General features: G+C 69.9%; 11 protein-coding genes. 4 read left to right on the plus strand and 7 right to left on the minus strand.

Features of this window, described 5'->3' with window-relative positions; translation table 11 throughout:
• Positions 1-17 precede the first annotated feature (17 nt).
• The 3 genes from tssK to phnD (AC07O3_RS20930) all read right to left on the minus strand — a co-directional run bounded on the left by tssK (position 18) and on the right by phnD (AC07O3_RS20930) (position 3,602).
• Complete coding sequence (tssK, locus tag AC07O3_RS20920; RefSeq protein WP_093077066.1) at positions 18-1,349, minus strand: type VI secretion system baseplate subunit TssK; 1,332 nt, start codon at positions 1,347-1,349, stop codon at positions 18-20.
• Positions 1,350-1,503: 154 nt separating this feature from the next.
• Positions 1,504-2,562 carry a phosphate/phosphite/phosphonate ABC transporter substrate-binding protein gene (phnD, locus tag AC07O3_RS20925; protein WP_495340300.1) on the minus strand — a complete coding sequence of 353 codons (1,059 nt, stop codon included), beginning with the start codon at positions 2,560-2,562 and terminating at the stop codon, positions 1,504-1,506.
• A 2-nt stretch (positions 2,563-2,564) separates the two neighbouring features.
• Positions 2,565-3,602, minus strand: a complete 1,038-nt coding sequence (gene phnD / locus AC07O3_RS20930) for a phosphate/phosphite/phosphonate ABC transporter substrate-binding protein (RefSeq protein WP_307615290.1) — start codon at positions 3,600-3,602, stop codon at positions 2,565-2,567.
• A 162-nt stretch (positions 3,603-3,764) separates the two neighbouring features.
• Between phnD (AC07O3_RS20930) and AC07O3_RS20935 the strand changes: the two genes are divergently transcribed.
• The 3 genes from AC07O3_RS20935 to AC07O3_RS20945 all read left to right on the plus strand — a co-directional run bounded on the left by AC07O3_RS20935 (position 3,765) and on the right by AC07O3_RS20945 (position 8,846).
• Entirely contained in the window at positions 3,765-5,654 is a 1,890-nt protein-coding gene (locus AC07O3_RS20935) for an ATP-binding response regulator (protein ID WP_093077061.1), read from the plus strand.
• 166 nt (positions 5,655-5,820) lie between these two features.
• Positions 5,821-6,879 (plus strand): ABC transporter substrate binding protein, encoded by a 1,059-nt coding sequence (locus AC07O3_RS20940; RefSeq protein WP_489014659.1) that lies wholly within the window; start codon positions 5,821-5,823, stop codon positions 6,877-6,879.
• A gap of 53 nt (positions 6,880-6,932) precedes the next feature.
• A complete protein-coding gene (locus AC07O3_RS20945; RefSeq protein ID WP_307615293.1) occupies positions 6,933-8,846 on the plus strand; it encodes a hybrid sensor histidine kinase/response regulator in 1,914 nt (637 codons plus the stop codon).
• Between the two features lie 12 nt (positions 8,847-8,858).
• Here AC07O3_RS20945 and AC07O3_RS20950 read toward each other — a convergent pair whose 3' ends face one another.
• Positions 8,859-9,824 carry a GlxA family transcriptional regulator gene (locus AC07O3_RS20950; protein ID WP_093054205.1) on the minus strand — a complete coding sequence of 322 codons (966 nt, stop codon included), beginning with the start codon at positions 9,822-9,824 and terminating at the stop codon, positions 8,859-8,861.
• Positions 9,825-9,924: 100 nt separating this feature from the next.
• On the opposite strand from AC07O3_RS20950, the gene AC07O3_RS20955 reads away from it, so the two are divergent.
• On the plus strand, positions 9,925-10,566 hold the full coding sequence (locus tag AC07O3_RS20955; RefSeq protein ID WP_093077060.1) for a cysteine hydrolase family protein: 642 nt from the start codon (positions 9,925-9,927) through the stop codon (positions 10,564-10,566).
• Between the two features lie 12 nt (positions 10,567-10,578).
• On the opposite strand, the gene AC07O3_RS20960 is transcribed toward AC07O3_RS20955, so the two are convergent.
• From AC07O3_RS20960 to AC07O3_RS20970, 3 genes are read right to left on the minus strand one after another with little or no spacing between them, the layout of a single operon-like run.
• Positions 10,579-15,975 carry a two-partner secretion domain-containing protein gene (locus tag AC07O3_RS20960; RefSeq protein ID WP_495340250.1) on the minus strand — a complete coding sequence of 1,799 codons (5,397 nt, stop codon included), beginning with the start codon at positions 15,973-15,975 and terminating at the stop codon, positions 10,579-10,581.
• A gap of 2 nt (positions 15,976-15,977) precedes the next feature.
• Complete coding sequence (locus AC07O3_RS20965; protein ID WP_495340251.1) at positions 15,978-17,753, minus strand: ShlB/FhaC/HecB family hemolysin secretion/activation protein; 1,776 nt, start codon at positions 17,751-17,753, stop codon at positions 15,978-15,980.
• Positions 17,754-17,768: 15 nt separating this feature from the next.
• Positions 17,769-19,760, minus strand: a complete 1,992-nt coding sequence (locus tag AC07O3_RS20970) for a CHAT domain-containing protein (RefSeq protein ID WP_495340252.1) — start codon at positions 19,758-19,760, stop codon at positions 17,769-17,771.
• Positions 19,761-19,946: the final 186 nt, after the last annotated feature.

Consider the following 19,946-nt stretch of genomic DNA (forward strand, 5'->3'; position numbering starts at 1 on the left):
CCGTCAGCCCGGTGTGGCTAGGAACGAATGGCCCAGAACGCGAGGTCGAGGCCCGGGAAATCTCCGGCGATGTGCATCGCGATGCCGCCGGATTGCTCGAGCTGGCGCCACAGGTCGCTATTGCGCGTTTCGAGTTCGAAGTAGTTGGCGCCGGTGTGGAAGGGAATCTGCCGCGGCGCGACCGGCATCGGCGTGAGCGTGACCCCCGGCAGCGCGAGGTTGACGAGGTCGCGAATGCGCTCGACCGGGCCGATCTTCACTTGCGTGGGGAAGCGCGCGCGCAGCGCTTCGCTGGGCATGTTCGCATTCACCGCGAGCACGAAGGTCGCCTTGCGCTGCAGTTCCACGTCCGTCACCATCGCCACGCGCACGCCGTGCTTGCGGTCGTGCAGTTCGATGCGGATGGCCGATTGCTCGAACACCATCGAGAGGCTGCGGCGCAGGTCGTCCATCACCGGGCGGAAGCTCAGTGCAAGGTCGTCGTGGATGTAGGGGCCGAAGCGCGCGACGCGGCGCGAATCGCGAAAGCTCGAAAGGTCGCCGGCCAGCCCCAGCGCGTGCTCGAAGAAATGCTGCGGGTGCAGCATCGCGCTCTTTGCCAGGTGCGCAAAGATTGCCTCGTTGCGGTTCACGGCCTGCAGCAGCATGAAGTCTGCGATCTCGGCCACGCCGCCGGTGCCGCCCTGCGTCATGCGGCCCGCCAGCGCTTCGCCGCGCTGGCGCAGCAGGCCCAGCAGTTCGTCGAGCCAGGCACGGATGACGGCATGGCCGGCCACGTCCAGCAGCGGCGGCAGCATGGCGCGGTCGAGCTGCACCTGGTTGTCGACGCGGCGCTCGACCACGCGGGCAACGCCGATGGTGGTCCAGGCGTCGGTGGCTTCGCCGGCGCGCATCAGGCGCGTGTGGAGCTGGCCCAGCTGCAGCATCGCCGTGCGCTCGCCGGCGGTGTTCGAATCAGGCACTTCGGATTCGAGCACGCGGTGGCGCACCAGCTCTTCATATTCCTCGGCGTCGGCCTCGCGCGCACCGGCGCGGCGCAGCGGCAGCGCGAGCACCACGGCTTCGTCGCGCATGGAAGAAGGAATGTCGATGGGCTCGGGCAGCGGGTCGACCGCCGGCATGTCGAAGACCGTGCCGTCGCCGAAGACGCCGACCGCCCGCACCAGCGCCAGCTTGCCCAGCGTGAGCGCGGCCGGGTCGATCTCCAGCTCGGCAAAGCCCCAGGCGTAGGGGGTGGTCGAACGCAGGAGCACATGCCTCGCATGATCGGCATGACGCTCGCTCTGCTGCAGGTGCTGAGGCTGCAACAGCATCCCCTCGCTCCAGACCACTTTTGTTCGCCAACTCATCCGCACTCCGTCAACGGCAAGGGTGCCTGAAAGAAACACGAAGTTTCCGGCGCGGGGGACGGGAGGCAAATCCGCCTTAAGGCCTAGCTAATGGCCTAGGCGGGGGGATTTGGAGCTACGGCGAAGGGACTAGGTTGAGAGTCGAAGCGGGCGTTCAGCGCGCCGAAGCCGCGCGCAGGATCTCGACCTGCTCCGCGTATGTCTTCTCGATGCGCTGCAGCCGCTGTTCGCGCGCCGCGTCATTGACCCACGAGGCGGCCATGGCGCGCTGCTTGCCCAACTGGTGCTCCAGCCGCGCCTCCGGCAGCAGCGCGCTGTCGTCGGCCGCAACGTAGCCGTAGGCCGCGCGCAGGGTCTTGAGCACTTCGCGCTCGGCGTCCGCGCGCGGCCCCTTGCCCTTGCCGTAGCCGGTCAGGAAGTTCTGCAGCCGCGCCTGGAACTCGGGCGGGAAGTCGCGCCGCACCACCATCGGCGCGCCGGGCGGCGGCTCCGATTGCCAGACCACCTGCAGCCGCTCGGCCTCCACCGGGAACTGCTGGCGAAAGCGCTCCAGGTCGGTGGTGTTGTTGGTTGCCACGTCGGCGTCGCCGTTGGCCACGGCCAGTGCGGTGGCCTGGTGGGTGCCGACGAATTCGCTGCGAAAGCGTGTCTCCATCTCGATGTTGTTCGGCAGGAAGAGCTGGCTCTGCGGCACGATGAAGCCGGTGACCGAACGGCTGTCGCCGCGCGCGAGCCGCCATTTCTCCGGCTGGGCCAGCACGGCTTCCAGGGTGTTGAGCGGCCCCGCCTTGCGCACCAGCAGCACGGCGCGGTGCTCGGGCACGCTGGGGTGCCGCGCGATCTGCGCCACCACCTTCATGCGCCGCTGCATCACGGCGTCGAGCGCCATCTTGGCCGAGAGGAAAGCCATGTCGATCTCGTCGCGGCCGATGGCGCGGTCGAGCTCTTCGTAGGTGGGCACCGAATAGGCGCTCACCGGAATGCCGAGGCTGCGGCTCATGTCGGCCATGAGCGGGGTCCACAGAGCGCGCGACTCGACGGTGCCGCCCAGCGGCAGCACGCCGAAGCGGATCATCCTGATCGGCACCGGCGCGGCCTTATCTGCTGTCTTTTCGGATGATGCGGCGGCGCCCTGCGCCATGGCCGGCAGCGGCGCGGCCAGCATGGCCGCGAAGGCCAGCACCAGCACGGCAGCCACGCGCCAGGCTTTCATCGTCACGGCGTCACGTCCTTGAGCACGCCGACCTGTTCTGCATAGCCGCTCTCGATGCGCTGCAGGCGGGCTTCGCGCGCGGCGTCGTTCACCCATTGTGCGGTCATGGCGTTCTGTTTGGCGAGCTGGTAGGCCAGCTTGGCCGCAGGCTGCAGCGAGCTGTTGTCGGCGGCCACGAAGCCGGCCAGGTCGTGCAGCGACTTGAGCACCACGCGCTCGGCATCGCCGCGCGGCCCCTTGGCGCGGCCGTAGCCGGTCAGGAAGGCCTGCACGCGCTTGCGCAGCTCGGGCGTGTATTCGCGGCGCACCACGATCTGCGCGTGCGGGATCAGGTCCGACTCCCACAGCACCTGCAGCCGCTCGGTCTCGGCCGGAAAGCGCAGCTTGAAGCGCTCGAAGTCGGCCGTGTTGTTGGTGGCCACGTCGGCCTCGCTGTTGGCCACGGCCAGCGCGTTGGCCTGGTGGGTGCCCACGATCTCGCTGCGAAAGCGCGTCTCCATCGCGATGTGGTTCGGCAGGAAGAGCTGCAGCTGGGGCACGATGAAGCCCGACACCGACTGCTTCTCGCCGCGCGCCAGCCGCCAGCGCTCGGGCTGGTCGAGCATGTTCTTCAGCGAGTTGAAGGGCGGCGCCTTGCGCGACAGCAGCAGCGCGCGGTAGCCGGGCAGGCCGTCGTGCCGCACCACCTGCGCCACCACCTTCATGCGGCGCTGGGTCACGGCGTCGAGCGCCATCTTTCCGGACAGGAAGGCCATGTCGACCTCGTCGCGCTGGATAGCATGCTCCAGCGCCTCGTACGAGTTGACCGACAGCACGCTCACCGGGCGGTTGATGGCGCGGCTCAGCTCGGCCAGCAGCGGGTCCCAGTCGCTGCGCGACTCGAAGGCGCCTCCGAGCGGCAGGATGCCGAAGCGGATCGGCCCGTCCGGCGCAGGGGCGGCCTGGGCCGCGGCCCACAGCGGAAAGCCCATGAGCAAGGCCAGTGCCGCCGCTCGTAGGACACCGGAGAAATCGACGAATCGGCGCATGGAAGCCTGCATTTGTGGTCCTAAAGAGATAGGGCCGTTGCGCATCGGCGGGTCTAACATGGGCAGCGCGGACGCCATTAAATATCAATTGCAAGCAATTTTTGTGATGTTTTTCCTGTCTTCCCGGTTCCGGACCGGCCTCCTAAGCTCGGCGCCCATGCGTCCGATGCCCCCATGAACTGGAACTTCCGCGTCCTGCGCGGCCTGGCCCGCCTGACCTTTGCCCAGCAGCTGATCCTGCTGGCGCTGGTGCCGGCGGCGCTGGCCACCGTGGCGGCCATCACCGTGCTGACGCGGCAACACCTGGGCAACCTCACGGAGCTGATGCGCGCCAATGCGCAAACGGTGGCCCTGCAGGTGGCCACGGTGGCGCAGGCGCCATTGGCGCGCATGGACCGCCGCGCGCTGGCGCGCACCGCCCAGTCGGGCACCTACCAGCCCAACGTGCAGCAGGTGCAGATCTGGACGGAAGACGGCGAGATCGTCGCCAACTCCGAAACCGTCGACCGCGCCCGCGCCGACGGCCTGCAGGTGGTGGTGCCCATCGTGGGCGACGACGGCCGCCACAACGGCCAGGTGATGGTCGAGATGAGCCTGGCCGCGGTGGAAAGCGCGCGGCGCTCGGTCTGGTTCAACGTGGGACTGGTGCTGGCGATCAGCCTCTTCGGCGTGAGCCTGGCAGGCTGGTGGGCGGCGCGGCGCATCAGCGAGCCGATCCGCGCGCTCGGCAAGGCGGTCGACCGGCTCGGCGCGGGCGAGGACGCAAGCGTGGCCATCGAGGGCACCTCCGAAGTGCGCCACCTGCAGCACGGCTTCAACCAGGCCGCGCGCGCGCTCGCGGAAAGCCACCGGCTGCTGCAAAGCCGCATCAACGAGGCCACGGCCGAGCTGGCCCGCAAGAACCAGCAGCTCGAAGTGGCCAGCCAGGCCAAGACCCGCCTGCTGGCCGCCGCCAGCCACGACCTGCGCCAGCCGCTGCATGCGCTCACGCTTTTCTCCGACGGGCTGGCCAACGGCGAGCACGACCCGGTGAAGCTGCAGCGCATCGGCCACATCCGCGAGTGCGTCGATTCGCTCGACCGCTTGTTCTCGGAGCTGCTGAACCTGTCGCAGCTCGACGCGGGCGTGCTGCAGCCGCAGTGGATCGACTTTCCGCTCGACCGGCTGTTCGATGAAATCAGCCGCAACTTCCGCCCGGTGGCCGAGCAGCAGAGCCTGCGGCTGGTGGTGCGCAAGACCGACATGTGGGTGCGCTGCGACTACGTGATGCTGTCGCGCATCCTGAACAACCTGGTGTCGAACTCGCTGCGCCACACCATCGAGGGCGGCGTGCTGATCGGTGCGCGGCGGCGCGGCAGGGGCGTGCGCATCGACGTGGTCGACACCGGCGTGGGCATTGCCGCGCAGCACCAGGCGCGGGTGTTCGAGGAGTTCTACCAGGTGGAGCCCACCGGCCGCCAGGCGGCGCGCGGCGCGCGCGGCATGGGGCTGGGCCTGGCCACGGTGCAGCGCCTGGCCGAGCTGCTCAACACGCGCGTAGAGCTGAGCTCGAAGCTGCACAAGGGCACCTGCGTGCGGGTGCTGGTGCGCTCGGCCCCGGCCGCACTGCCGCCGGCGGCGGGGTCGCAGGCCGTTGCCGCCATCGAGGAAGAAGAAAGCCTGGCCAACGTGCGCATCCTCGTGATCGACGACGAGCGCACCATCCTCGAAGGCCTGACGGTGGTGCTCTCCAACTGGGGCGCCGAGGTGCTGCCCGCGCAGACCCGCGCCGAGGCGCTGGCGCTGGCCGACACCTGGGAGCAGCCGCCCGACGTGGTCATCAGCGACCTGCTGCTGCAAGGCGGCGACAACGGGCTCGACGTGATCGCCGCGCTGGAGCGCCATCCGCGCGGCATCGGCGCCGGCACCGCGCGCCTGCTCGTCACCGGCGAGACCAAGCCCGACCGCCTGCGCGAAGTGGCGAGCGCCGGCATCACGGTGCTCTACAAGCCGGTGTCGCCGCGCGTGCTGCGCCAGGCCATCCAGACGCAAAGGGCCGTCGCAGCCCTCGCGGTAGGTGCGTAGGTAGTCCATCGGACATAGGCCGTGCGGCTGCCACCGCGTGACATCCGTCACACGAGCAGGCCCTCGCCGACACGGACATAAGCCCTCCGCCTTATCGCGCCAAGCCGGGTCCGTCCTTACATTGGACTATCGCCCCTCGCTGCGGAAGCAGTCCATGTTTGTTGCCGTGAATTCCTTTCTCTCGCCCTTCTGCGGAAGGTTGCGCCGCGCCGTGCTGGCCGTGGGCTTCGTGTGGGCCGGTGCTGCTGTCTCGTCTGTCTTGTTCGCTGCCCCGGCCTCGGCCGCCAGCCTCACGGTGCTGATGGGCGACGATGCCGCGGCGTCTTCCGAGTTCGTGCAGCAGCTGCGCGCGGACCAGGAACCCGGCGGCAAGTTCGAGCTGGTGCGGCTCACTCCCGGCGGCGCCGATCCGCAACCGCCCGCGGAGGCAACGGACACCGAGCGCGCCGCGAACGCCGGCGTGCGCACGCGCAGCCTGCGCACCGCTTCCGACGCGCCGCTCACCATGGCCGTAGGCCCCGCCGCCGCGCGCGCCGCCGTCGAGCGGCCGGGCCAGGAGCCGCTGGTGCTGGCGATGCTGAGCCGGCTCGAATACGAAACCCTGAAGGCCAGCAGCCCTGCCCTGCGGCGCGGCGACCGGCGCGTGGGCGTGCTGCTGCGCGATCCGGCCATGGCCGACCAGCTCGCGCTGATCACCGCCGTGCTGCCGCAGAAGCACCGCATCGGCGTGGTCGCCACGCCCGAGTCGGAGCCGCTGGTGCGCGAACTGCAGCGCGCGGCGCAAGGCGCGAACCCGCCCTGGGACCTGCGCGTGGAATACGCGCCCGACGCCAAGTCGCTCGCCAACGCCCTGCGCCAGGTGGTGCCGCTGAGCGATGCGCTGATGGTGCTGCCCGACCTGATCGGCGACAGCCAGGCGGCCACGCTCTCTGTGCTGCGCGCCGGTGCGAGCGCGGGCCTGCCGGTGTTCGGCGCAAGCGAAGGGCTGGTGCGCTCGGGCGGCCTGGCCGCGGCGGTCTCGACGCCATCGCAACTCGCGCAGCAGGCCCGGCTGCTCGGCCAGAAAGTGGCGAGCGCGGGCACGGGCAGCAGCAACAGCAATGCGCCGCTGGTGGAAGCGGCAACGCCCGCCACCGTGCGCGTCAACGCCACCGTGGCACGCGGACTCGGCCTGCGCATGCCGGAGGAACGGGAACTGACCGACCGGCTCGCAGCCCCGCGATGAGCACCGCACCGCCCTCTCAAGGCCCGCCGGGAACAAACGGGGCCGGTGCGCCCATGCCCACGCCGCCGCCCCAGTCGCCCCACACGCTGGTCGTGCGCGGCAACCTGCAGCGCGATCTGTTCCGTCTTGGCGTGGTGCCGTGCGCGGCGGTGGCGCTGGCGCTCACCGGCTGGTTCACGCACAACCGGCTGCAGACCCTCGAAGCCGCCTTCGACGCCGAAGGCCAGGCCGTGGCGCGGCAGGTGGCGGCCATGTCCGACCTGAGCCTCTACGCGGGCGACCTGCCCGCGCTGCAGAACGTGGCCAATGCCGCGCTGCGCGGCGGCCAGGTGACGCGCGTGGAGATCAGCAACAGCGCGGGCGTGTACGTCACGGCCGGACCCAAGACACCGTCGCTGGCGCAGCTGCGCATGTTCACCTCGCCGGTCACGCTGCGCGAGGCCTCGCGCGCCAGCGCCTTCGCGCCCGCCGGCTCCACCGCTGCGGGCGACACGCCCATCGGTCTCGTGCAGACCTTCCGCGACACCACCGCCTACACGCGCGAGCGCAGCCGCTCGCTCTTCGCGGGCATCGGCATTGCGCTGGTGGCACTGGTGGCTGCATGGGCCTCGGTGCGCCACATGGCGCGCACGGTGGCGCGGCCGCTGCGGCGCGTGTCGCGCACGGTGGCGGCGCTGGAGTCGGGGCATTTCGAGGTGCGCTGCGACGTGGTCGAGGGCGGCACGCGCGGCACGCACGAACTCGCGGTGCTCGCGCACGACATCGACCGGCTGGCCGAGCGACTGCAGCGCAACCGACAGGTCAGCGAGGAGCGCGTGCGCGAGGCCACCGCCGTCGCATTGCAGCGCATGGCCGAGGCCGAGCAGGCCGCGCTGTCGCGTGCGCGCTTCCTGGCGGCAGCGAGCCACGACCTGCGCCAGCCGCTGCATGCCATGGGCCTGTTCATCGACGGCCTGCTGCCCGGTGCCTCGCCCACGCAGCGCCCGGCCGTGCTGCGGTTGCAGGAGAGCACCGAGTTCATGGGCGTGCTGCTCGACGACCTGCTCGAGATCTCGCGGCTCGATGCGCAGGTGCTGACGCCTGCGATCGCCAAGGTGCCGCTCGCCGCGCTGTTCGACCAGCTCGATGCCCAGCACGCCGCCACCGCCGTCGAGGCCCGCGTGCGGCTGCGCTGGAGCGACCGCGGCCTGGCCGTGCGCACCGACGCGGCGATGCTGCGGCGCATCGTCGGCAACCTCGTGACCAACGCGCTGCGCCATGCGCCCGAGGGCGGCACCGTGCTGGTAGCTGCACGGCGCAGCCCGGCCGGCGTGCGCATCGAGGTGCGCGACAACGGCGTGGGCATCGCGCCGATCCACCAGGGCCGCATCTTCGAAGAGTTCTACCAGGTGGCCAACACCGAGCGCGACCGGCGCCGCGGCTTCGGGCTGGGGCTGGCCATCTGCGCGCGCATCGCTGCGCTGCTGGGAACCCGCATCACCGTGCGATCGGCGCTGCAGGCGGGCAGCACTTTCAGCTTCACGCTGCCCGAGGCGCGCCTGGCGGACATCACGCCACCCGAGCCGCCGCCGCTCGCCGTCGCGCCCCTGGCCGGCCTGCGCTGCCTGGTGGTGGACGACGACCCCGCCATCCTCGACGGCAGCCGCGCGCTGCTGGAGCAATGGGGCTGCCAGGTCGAATGCGTGACCAACGGCCCCGAGGCCATCGCGCGGCTGGGCACCGGCGACCTCCACTACGACGCTGTGCTGTGCGACCTGCAACTGGCGGGCGAAGGCGACGGCGTGGACGTGATCGACGCCGCCAAGCGCCTGCAGCCCGACGCGCTGGCGGTGCTGGTGTCGGGCGCCACTGGGCCCGAGGTGCTGCAGCGGCTGCGACATGGCGGGGTGATGCTGCTGACGAAGCCGGTTGCGCCAGCGAAGCTGCGGGCGCTGCTGACCACGCGGCGGCACGTGCACATCGCCTGACCCCGGCGCTTTCTACGCCCGCGAGAACTGCCGGCGATACGCAGTGGGCGATACCTTGAACGCCGACATGAAATGCTTGCGCAGCGACACCGCCGAGCCGAAGCCGGCGCCGGTCGCTACGCGCTCGACCGGATGGTCGGTGGTCTCCAGCAGCCGCTGCGCCAGCGCAAGGCGCTGGTTCTGCACCCACTGGCCGACCGTGGTGCCGGTGGATTCGCGAAAGCGCCGCGTGAAGTTGCGCCGGCTCATGAGTGCGCGCCGCGCGAGGTCGTCGAGCTCGTGCGGCGTGTCGAGGTGGCCACCCAGCCACTCCAGCAGCGGCGCGAGGCGGTCGCGCTCGGCTGTTGCAGGCACGGGCTGCTCGATGTACTGCGCCTGCCCGCCCTGCCTGTGCGGCGCGACCACCATGCGCCGCGCGGCGCGGTTGGCCGTCTCGGCGCCGTAGCGCACGCGCAGCAGGTGCAGGCAGCAGTCGATGCCCGCGGCCGTGCCAGCGGAAGTGAGCACGCTGCCGTCGTCCACGTACAGCACCTCGGGCTGCAGCTGCACCTTCGGATATTGCTTGGCGAAGGCCGGCGCCAGCTTCCAGTGCGTGGTGGCGGGCCGGCCGTCGAGCAGCCCCGCCTCGGCCAGCACGAAGGCGCCCAGGCACAGGCCGACCACGGTGGCGCCGCGCCGGTGCGCGGCCTGCAGCGCGCGGATCAGCTCGGGCGGCGCCGCGCTGCCGTCGTCGCGCCATGAAGGCACCACCACGATCTGCGCCCGGCGGATCGCCTCGAGCCCGTGCGGCACCACGAGCGTGAAGCCCGCGTTGGTCTGCAGCGCTCCGGGCTCCGGCGCGCACACCCGCATGCGGAAGCGCGGCGCGCCGGTCTCCGTGCGGTCTTCGCCGAAGACCATGCAGGGCACGGACAGATGGAAGGGGCTGATGCCGTCGAAGGCGACGACGGCGATGGTTTCGATGGCCGGATTGCGCATGGCCCGATCTTATCGATGAATGGCTTTCGGGCCACTGTCGCGAAACGGTGCAAAGGCGAAGAATCAGGCCATCCGAACAACCAGAGAGAAGGAGCCTTTCATGAGCAACAACACCGCCACAACCCCGCGCCGCGCCCTCGTCGTGATCGACGTACAGAACGAATACTTCGAAGGCGGCGGCCTGCCGATCGAGTTCCCGCCCATCGAAGACACGCTGCCCAACGTGACGAAGGCCATGGATGCGGCACGCGCCGCCGGCACGCCGGTGATCGTGGTGCGCCACCATGCGCCCAAGGGCGCACCGGTGTTCCAGGCCGACACGCACAACGGCCAGCTGCACCCCGAGATCGCGAAGCGGCCGCACGACCACCTCATCACCAAGAGCTTTCCGAGCGTGTTCACCGGCACCGACTTCGCCGACTGGCTCGCGCGCCACGAGATCGACACGCTGAGCGTGGCCGGCTACATGACGCAGAACTGCGACGCCTCCACCGTGTTCGAGGCCATGCACCGCGGCCTGAACGTGGAATTCCTGGCCGACGCCAGCGGCGCTCTGCCGTACGAGAACGCGGCGGGCAAGGTCACGGCGGAAGAAATCCATCGCGTATTCAGCGTTGTCTTCCACAGCAACTTCGCTGCGGTGACTTCGACCGACGCGTGGATCTCCGCGATGCGCGAAGGCCAGGTCATCCCGAAGGACAACGTCGTGATGTCCAACCGCCGCGCACGCGGCGTCGCCTGAACCGGGCGCGGATCAGAAGTCCGCGCAGCCGTTGCGCTTCTCGGTGTCCACGCAACTCGACAGGTTGGGCCGCGAGCGCACGCGCGACCATTCGCGCGCCAGCACATCGCTGCCCTGTGTGGCGCGGTCGCCTTCCAGCGGCCCGGTGGCAAAGCAGATCGGCGGCGGGCCGATGTTGCGGTCGTACACCCAGGTGGCGGGCAGGTCGCGCAGCACGTCGGGGCGCGGCAGGTTGGGCAGCCCGCCGACGAACAGGGTGCCCGGCACCACGTTGACCGCATAGCCCTCGGCCGAGGTGAAAGTGCCATTGATCGGGTACGCACCCTGCGGGCTGGCCTGCAGTGCCGGCGAGAACAGGAAGCCGGCGAAGCCCGCGCCCGTGTCGCCCAGAATGAGCCCGCCGATGCCGTAGCTGAACAGCGGATTCGGATAGCCGAAGGGCCGGCTCGCGTTAGCGACGATCACCGTCGCCACCGGCTGCTGCGCGTAGATGAAGTGGTTGGCCCCCGCGGGAATGCTCACCGCGCACAGGCCCGAATACGCGCAGTGGTACAGGTTGGGGTACAGCCCCGAACCCGCCAGGCCGCCGCGCGTCTCGCCCACCCAGGTGTCGGCCCACACGCGCCACGGCGCGCCGCCGATCGTGTAGCCGCCGGTGTTCTGGAAGCGCGAGCCCGCCACGAAATCAGTGCCATTGCTGCTGCTCATGTTGGTGCCCAGCAGCAGGTCGCCGCTCAGCGTGCGCACGAACACGGTGTCGGCCGCCATCGAGGTGGCAGACACGACCTGCGGCGCATTGCCGGCGGCGTCGTAGCCGGTGACGCTTACCGAGCCCAGCTTCACGGTGTCGACATCGACATACCGGAAGGCACCGGCCGCGCCACCGCCCAACGTGTCGGCGCTGACGTTGTTCGCTGCCTGGTCGAGCAGCACGCTGCCGCCGGTGGAGCGCGCCAGCAGCGTGCCGGCGGTGATCGGCGCGGCGGCTGTCTGCGTGATGTTGCCGCCCGAGATCAGCCCGATCTTCGATGCCGTGAGCGCGCCGCCGAGCTGGATGTTGCCGCCACCGCCGTTCTGCAGCGTCAGCGCGTTGGGCACGCTCAGCGGCCCAACGACGTTGATGTTGCCCGCATGGGCATTGCTGCCGGCGACGATGGTGGGCGCGTCGAGCCGCGTGAACTCGTCGGCCGACACCGCAAAGCCGGTGGCCGCCGTGCCGCCGAGCGTGATCGGGTTGGCCGTGCGATCGACCGCGTTGCCTGCCGCGTCCACGCCTCCGGGGCGCAGGTTGAGCACATTGCCGGCACGCACCGTGCCGGTGAGCACCAGCGCGTCGGTCGAACCGTCGTTGCTCGCGCGCAGCACCACGTTGTTGTTGCCGTCGATGCGCCCGCCGGTGCCAAGGGTGATGCCCGTGCCGTTGGCCTGCGACTCGCCCGCGACGTCGATGTTGCCCGCGCCGAGCGTGGTGACCAGTGCGTTGTTCGCGATCAGCACGCCGCCCGACGTGCCGCTCTGGGCGCCTGGCGTCACGAGGCCGCGGATGCCGATATTGCCGTCGATGCTGCGCACCGTGACATTGCTGAGATCGACGGCCTGCACGGCAAGGGGCCCTGTGCTGGGGTCCGTCACGCCGCTGCCGGTGCCGTAGATCGAGATGTCGCCACTGGTCGTGAGGATCTGGCTGGGCCCGGTGCCCGAGCCGATGCGCACGCCGGTGCCGCCCGGTGCGGTGCCCGAGATCGACACGTCGCCGGTGCTGCTCTGGATGCCGACACCGCTGAGCTGCACCGTCGCGGTGAAGCCCGAGAAGGTGGGCGTGCCGCGCTGGCCTGTGATCTGTACTGAGCCGCCGGGCCCCGCATCGCCCAGCGCCGTGGTGCGCGTGTCGATCGTCGTGTTGGTCATCTGGATGGCCGTATTACCCGTCGGGCGGGTGTCGGCCGTCATCGCGACGTTGCCGCCGTTGGTGGCGATAGTCGCACCGCTCAGGAAGATCGATCCGTTCTGCCCGCCCACGCCGGCGTTGAGCACCACGTTGAGCGCACCCGATTTCGACTGGATCGAGTTGTTGCTGAAGGCGTTGATGTTGTGCGCCGCGTCGAGCTCGAAGGTCAGCGGCGTGGAACCCTTGCTGCGCAGGATGGCCGCGTCCGCCGCGAAACTAATGGTGCCGTCGGTCGCGACACCGCCGGTGCCCGTGGTGATCGTCACGCTGGTGCCACCGTCGAGCGCGTTGTTGATGTCGCCGTCCTGAATGATCGAGTTGGTCAACGGGTCGAAGGGGTTGCCCGTGAGGCTGCCCGAGGCGGTGCCGTGCGCGATGTTGACGTTGAACGGATCGATCACCCAGGAGCCCGCGCTGCCCACGGGCGCCGAGGCGTCCACGCGCAGCCCAGTCAGGTCGAAGTGCTGCGCCGAGGTCTCGATGTTGCCGCCGTTGCCGCCGGCACTGCCGCCCCGCGCCGACAGGCTGCCGTAGCCGCGCAGCGTGTCGCCCGCGATCACGTTCACCGTGCCGCCGTTGCCCGTGGCCGACTTCGCGTCGGCGCGCAGGCTGGCCTGATCGCTGATGGCGATGGTGCCGGTGGCGCGCACGTCGATGGTGCCGGACTGGCCCGCGCCGCCGGCGTCGATGGTGGTCACGTTGTCGAACGAATCGGTCACCAGCACGTTGCGCCCGTTGAGGCTGACGGTGCCGCCCGCGCCGGTGCTGCTCGAGACGTCGAGCACCGGCAGGATGGTGGTGCCCGACTCCAGGTCGCGCAGGTTCACGCGCCCCACGCGCACGTCGCCGCCGCGGCCGTCGATGGCAATGCGCCCGCCCTCGGCGCGCACGGTGCCGCCGGCTTCCATTCCGAGCACCACCGCCGATGCGTCGTTGCCGACGGTCGCGGCGCCGTTCGCCACGTCGAAGCCCTTGCCGCCAGCCGTGCCCGAGATCGACACGTCGCGCCCCTTGCCGGCCGTGATGCTGCCCCCGAGGATGGAAACGCCGTTGCCCGCGCCGTAGCTCACGCCGGCGCCGCCGTTGGCGGCCGATGCCGAGGTCAGGAAGGCGCTGTTCGCCGTCAGGCCCTGCATGTCGCTGCCGGTGCCGTCGATGGCCACGCGGCCGCCGGCATCGATGATCGCGCCGCGCATCGAGATGCCGCCGATGTTGCCCGTGGTCACGTCGGGGAAGGAACTGTCGACGAAGTCCACGGTGCTGCCGTACACCGCGACGGGGTCCGTGGCCGTCCAGCTGCGCGAGCTGCCGGTGATGTTCACATCGCCTGTGCCGGTGCGCAGCACCGTGTCGTTGCTCTCGGTGCCGTCCAGCAGCACGCCGCCCGCGCCGATGCCGCCCGCGCCGGTGATCGCGATGTTGCCCGCGCCGGTGGTCAGGCTGCTGCCCGAGACTTGCACGCCGTCAGCGCTCACGTAGTAGTTCGGGTCGCCGGCCGAGCTGCTGGAGCCCTGCCCGCGCAGCACGATCGAGCCGCTGCCGCCGCAGGCGCCCGAGGCCATCGCGCAGGTGTTCAGCGTGCTGTCGAACAGCGAGATGCCCGCGCGTCCGATATTCGGCCCGCCATCGGTGGGCGCGATGCCGCCGACCGCATAGCCGTTGGCCGCGTCGCTTTGCCCGTAGAAGCGGATGTTGCCGCCGTTGGTGGCGATGCTCGCGTTGTTGAGCTCGATCACGCCGCCGTCGGTGCCGCCGCCTGAATTGGCGTTGAAGTCCACGTGCAGCGCGCCGCTTTCCGAGCGGATCGACGAGCCGCTGGACATCTGGATGTCGCGCAGCGAATCGACCGTGAGCCGCGCGTCGCGCCCCTGCGACTTGACGATGCTCGCGTTGTCCTGGAATCGCACGTCGTGCGACTCGCCATCGTTGGAGCCGGTGCGCAGCGTCACGTCGGTCGAGTGGCCCAGCGTGTTGCCGATGGCTGTCGTGCTGATGCGCGTGTCGGCCGTGTTCTGCGCGTAGTCCGACGGGTCGTAGGGCGGCACAGTGTTGTCCACATTGAGCGTGCCCTTCGACTCGACCACCCAGGTCCCGTTGGCACCGCTCGCGCCGCCCGTCGCATCGATCTGCGCCAGCTCGGTCACCTCGACCTGCCGCGCCGTGGTGGTGATGGTGCCGCCCGCGCCGCTGCCCGCACCGCGCGCCTGGAGCTGGCCGGAGACGTGCGTGTAGTCGGCGCTCAGGTCTACCGTGCCGCCTTGCCCGTTGGCGCCGGTTGCGTTCGCGCGCAGCACCGAATCGGGCGACATGCTCACTGCGCTGTTGCCCGTTATCTGGATCTGCCCGCCCTTGCTGCCGCCTGCATCCGCGGTCAGGCCGGACAGGCGCACGTAGTCCGCGCTCGCGGTGATCGAGCCGCCGGCCACGCCCGCTTCGGTGCCCGTCGCGTCCAGAGTGCCGCCGAGCAGCATCTCGTTCGAGCGCGCCGGCGACTGGCCGCCGTCGAGCACGATCTCGCCGTTGCGCGTGGACAGCGAGAGAGCCCGGATCACGCCGGTCTGGCTCACCACGAGCTGGCGTGCATCGACATCCGCCGCGGCCGCCATCAGCACCACGCGACCGCCATTGGCCGTGATGTTGCTGGTGTTCATGAGCTGCGCGGTCGTGGACTTGCTCTCGTCAGCGGCCTGCAGGTCCGCGAGCTTGAAGGTGGTCTGCCCGTCCAGCGGCACCTTGAAGGTCGTGAGCCCGTCGCCGTCGAAGTCGAGGTTCATCGTGAGCTTGCTGGCCGACACCAGGCCCACCGAGCCGCGCGCGACGTTGATCTCGCCGTCGTTGCGCACCGAGCCGCCAACCAGCGCCACGGTACCGCCCGGTGATGCGGTGATCGACGCGCCGCCCTCCACCCTCACCTGCGCGATGCTGCCCGAGGGACCGACGAAGACAAGCTGCTCGCTCTTGTCGAAGGCCTTGTTCTCCGAGCCCGCGGGCATGAAGTTGCTGTTGGCGATGTCCAGCGTGGACGCGACCAGCCCGCCCACGTTGACCGACGAGCCCTTGCCGAACACGATGCCGCTCGGGTTGATGAGGAACACGCTGCCGCCAGGCAGGTTCGGGCTGCCGATCAGCGAAGTCTTCAGCGTGCCGTCGATGCGCGACGCCTGGATGGTGCCGCCGTCACCCACCACGCGGTTGAGCAGCACTGCACGCGTGCTCGGCTGCGCGATGTTGACTGTGTTGGTCGCGCCGATGGAGAAGGTCTGCCAGCTGGCGATACCGCGCAGGGACGGCTGGGTGATGCTCATCACGTTGCCGCTCTGCGTCATCGTGACGCCGCCGGCAATGGGCGTGAAGCCGGTGGGCAACACCTGCGCCATGGCCGGGGCCGCGCCCGCACAGATCAGCGACAGCGCGATGGGCCGCAGTTGAAGCCGCTGTGGAAATCGATTGCGTTGCTTCATGGTCAGAACGCCTTGATGAGCTGCACGTACAGCCTCGGGTTGCGGCCACCGCCGTCGGTCTGCGCAGGCGGCGTGCCGGCGCGCCAAGCGAGCGTGGCGTTGATCGAGAAATTGCCCGGCCGCGACCAGCTCAGGCCCACGCCGTAGCCGCGCAGGCTGTGGCTGTTGACGCCGTCGTAGGGCGTCGGGTTGCGCACGATCTTTCCGTGCGCGGCGTCGTAGAACAGGAAGGGCGTGAGCTCTTCGTTGAGCGACCAGCGCCATTCGACCGTGCCGATCACGCCCTGGTCCACCAGCAGTTCGCCCGAGGGGTAGGCACGCACCGCGCGTGCGCCGCCGAGCGCGAGTTTTTCCGAGGCGTCGAGGTTCTTGCTGGCCCACTGTCCACCCAGCGACAGGTACAGCGAATGGCGCGGCACGATGGCCTGCAGGCGCGAGAGCTGGAAGCTCAGCTTGGTGAAGCCGCCTTCGGTGTTGTGCCCCGTGATGCTGCGATCGAAGTCGCGGCTTTCCGGGTCGCGGATCGAGAGGTTGCCGTGGTACAGCGTGCCTGAGCTGGCCCAGTAGCCGCCGCCCAGCAGTTCGTCGCGGCGCTCCCAGGTCCATCCCAGGCTCAGGCCGTTGACGCGCTTCTTCGAGCTGAAGTCGGCCGCGCGCAGTTCGTCGGTGAGGTCTTTCACGTCGACGCCCAGGCGCAGGAACAGGTTCTGCTGGCGCTGTCTGATCAGTGGATAGTTCAGCGAAAAGTCGAGCACGTTGGCGCGGCCGCGCGCATCGAGGTCGACGAACTGGCCGCCAAGCTCGTAGCTCACCCGCGACAGGCCAACGCCCGCACGAAGCCCGCTGGTGCCGATGGGCGCCTCGTAGGCAATGCGGCCGTATTGCAGCGCGTTGCTGTCGGACACCATCACGCGCATGTCGAGGTTGTCGCCGATGCCGAAGGGGCTGAGCCAGCGCGCCGTGCCGCCCACGCGGTAGCGGCCCGATTCCTTGGTGCCGTGGTTGTCGGCCTCGGCCGTGAAGGCCCAGCGCGGCGCGGCGGCCACTTCGACAGACAGGTCGGTGGTGCCGGCCTGCGCGCCTTCCTGCAGGCCCGAGGACACCTTGACGCCGGGCTGGTCGGACAGCAGCAGCATTGCGCGTTCGTACGCTGGCGCGCTCACGGCCTCGCCGGGCTGCAGCGGCGCGAGAAAGCCACGCACGCGCGACTCGGCGATGGGCGCATCGGGCGCGACCACCACGTCGACCTTGCCGAGGCGGCCTTCGATGACGCTGATCTCGACGATGCCGTCGCGCACGGTCTGCACCGGCACCACGGCCTGTGCGAGGAAGTAGCCTCGTTCCTTGTAGCGGGCGGTGATGGCCTTCGCCAGCTCTTCGAGGTCGGTGAGCGTGACGTCGCGGCCGATGTAGGGGCCGGTGATGGTCTGCAGCTCTTCGTTGGTCAACGCTTTCACGCCATTGAGCCGCAGGTCGTTGAGCTTGAATGTCGAGCCTGTTGGGCGCGGCGGTGCCGGAAGGCTCTGCGGTGCGACGGCGCCGGTGGCTTGCGCGAGCGGGCGGTCGCAAGTGCCGCAGGGGTCCTTGGTGGGCAGCAGTTCGGTGCTGTCGCCGGCATCGTTGGCCGACGTGGCTTGCGGTTCGGCCTGCGCCTGCTCCTGGGCATGCGCGCGATCGGCAGCCATGAAGAACATGGCCGACACCAGCGCGCCGGCGGCCCAGGCAACGGGACGCAGTGCGCTGCGCGGATCAAGAGCAAGGGGGCGGTTTCTGTTCATGGCATTGCGCATGGCTCAGCTCCCCACCGTCAGGCGCCAGTTACCGATCAAATTGAACGGCGCCCAGAAGAAGGGATGGGACATCTTCGGGTCCTTCAATACAGCGAGTTGCCCGGCCTGCATGGCCTTCTGGATGTCGCGGCCCTTGGCCAGCTCGCCGTAGAGCGTGCTCATGAGCACCGCGGTCGCGTCGTCAGACACCGGCCACAGCGAGGCGATCAGGCTGGAGCTTCCAGCCGAGAGAAACGAGCGCGTGAAGCCCAGCACCTCATCGCCCTGCGCGATGCGCCCCAGTCCCGATTCGCAGGCCGACAGCGTGACCAGCGCGGTGCCGTCCATCGGCAGCTCGAGGATCTCGTGCGCCTCCAGAAAATTCTGCTTCCCGCCTTCGTTGGCCAGCAGGATGCGCGAGTACAGCGGGTCGACCGCATCCGCCTCGGCGTGCGCCGCCACATGCATCAGCGGCGAGCGCGAGGCCACGTCGCGGAACTGCGTCTTGGTGGCGGCCGCGCCCATGTACACGGTGTTGCGCGGGAACAGCTGCGCGAGCTGCTTCACTTCGGTCTCGGCGCCGGGCAGGTCGTACTTGTCCTCGATGCGCGGATTGCCGAAGGCCGTGAGCGATGCATTCACGCGCGGCGTGCGCTGCGCGAGCTGCACCGCGATGCTGATCGACGGCGCCACCGCCACCGGATGCGTCTCGATGACGTAGCGGCCGTCGAGCCGCAGCGCCTGGAACGGCAGGTAGTGCAGAGGCCCGTGCGGCACCACGATCAGCCGCTGCCCCGGTGCCAGGCCGAGCGGCCCGAGCAGCGCGGCGCCCAGCTTGTCGGCGTTGGTGATGGCGGTGCGGCGGCCGCGCACTATGGAGTTGCGGAAAGTCTCGACCAGCTCGTTGAGCTCGTCGCGCTTCACCACCACCGTCTTCTCGGTGATGTTGCCGGAGCTCACGACCCACACCACGAGCCGGTCGGGCAGCGAGTGGAACTGCACTACGCGTTCGTCGGGCGCCAGCGTGCGCTGCAGCGTGGCAAGGTCGACGGTGTTGGCGGCCTGCTCGTTGATCTTCGCGCGGCCGCGCACCGCGTCGAGCAGCGCGCGCGAGCGGCTGTGCTCGCTCACCTCGAATGCAGCCCGCGCATCGCCAGCGTCGCTGTAGACGGCCACGCCGCGCTCGAACACCGTCTGCAGGTCCGAGAACAGGCCCATCTTGAATTCTTCGCTGCGGAACTTGGCGCGCACCTTGTCGACATCGCCCAGCGCGCGGCCCACGGCCTCGGCCGCGGCCTGCTTCTGGCCCAGCGCGAGTTCGCTGCGCGCCACGCCGTCCCAGGCCCAGAGGCGGTAGTACTCGGTGTCCGCGCCGACCTGGCGCGCCGTGAGCGCGCGGTACATGTCGCGCGCCTCGGCCGGCTTGTTCTCGGCCAGCAGCAGGCGGGCGCGGGTGCGGTCGAGCTGTGCGGTGAGCGGTGCGTCCTTCGGCGGCGCCATGGTGCCGAGCACTTCGCGTGCCCGTGCGGGGTCGCCCGATTCGATCAGCGCGTTGACCAGCGAGGCCTGCACCAGCGGCGCATAGCGCTGCGAGCTGTTGGCCAGAGCTTCGTCATAGCTGAGAACCGCGCCGGAGAAATCGCCGCGGCGCGTGCGCACGTCGCCGATCACCTTCTGCACGGGGCCGACCACCAGCTTGGGGTCGCGCGCCTGGTGCCTGAGCGCTTCGCGTGCGAACTCCTCGGCTTTTTCGAGCTGGCCCGAGTAGCTGTAGACGATGGCCAGGTCGCGATTGGCCATGGCCATCAGGTTCGGGTCGTTGGTGGCGTTGGCCAGGTGCAGCGCCTTGCTCGCGGCGCGCACGCTCTGGCGAAACTCGCCGGCCTCGGCCAGCGCAACGGCCTGGCTGCAGTACTGGTAGCCCGAGAGCTTGACCGCGTCCTGCCCATAGAGAACAGCGCCTTCGCTGGTCAATGCCAGCAAGGTGTCGGTGTCGGCCAGTCGGGCCTGCTCCATCTTGCTGGCCGCGGCTTCGGCGCTCGTCGCTTGCTGCGCCGATGCCAAAGAGCCGTAGCCCAGGAGAAGAATGCCAGCCAGACCGAGCGCACCTGCGAAGCCCGCACGATGACGTGCAGGGCGCTCCCATCCCCATCTTGAAAACCACGCCATTGAACCCCCGCGCGCGGCCCATGCATCCGCTGC

Source organism: Variovorax sp. GW821-FHT09D05 (assembly GCF_059416325.1).

Bases quoted from the DNA above. Each gene is read 5' to 3' on its own strand.
- tssK (WP_093077066.1), bottom strand. From the start codon at position 1,349: ATGAGTTGGCGAACAAAAGTGGTCTGGAGCGAGGGGATGCTGTTGCAG.
- phnD (WP_495340300.1), bottom strand. From the start codon at position 2,562: ATGAAAGCCTGGCGCGTGGCTGCCGTGCTGGTGCTGGCCTTCGCGGCC.
- phnD (WP_307615290.1), bottom strand. From the start codon at position 3,602: ATGCAGGCTTCCATGCGCCGATTCGTCGATTTCTCCGGTGTCCTACGA.
- AC07O3_RS20935 (WP_093077061.1), top strand. From the start codon at position 3,765: ATGAACTGGAACTTCCGCGTCCTGCGCGGCCTGGCCCGCCTGACCTTT.
- AC07O3_RS20945 (WP_307615293.1), top strand. From the start codon at position 6,933: ATGCCCACGCCGCCGCCCCAGTCGCCCCACACGCTGGTCGTGCGCGGC.
- AC07O3_RS20950 (WP_093054205.1), bottom strand. From the start codon at position 9,824: ATGCGCAATCCGGCCATCGAAACCATCGCCGTCGTCGCCTTCGACGGC.
- AC07O3_RS20955 (WP_093077060.1), top strand. From the start codon at position 9,925: ATGAGCAACAACACCGCCACAACCCCGCGCCGCGCCCTCGTCGTGATC.
- AC07O3_RS20960 (WP_495340250.1), bottom strand. From the start codon at position 15,975: ATGAAGCAACGCAATCGATTTCCACAGCGGCTTCAACTGCGGCCCATC.
- AC07O3_RS20965 (WP_495340251.1), bottom strand. From the start codon at position 17,753: ATGAACAGAAACCGCCCCCTTGCTCTTGATCCGCGCAGCGCACTGCGT.
- AC07O3_RS20970 (WP_495340252.1), bottom strand. From the start codon at position 19,760: ATGGAGCAGGCCCGACTGGCCGACACCGACACCTTGCTGGCATTGACC.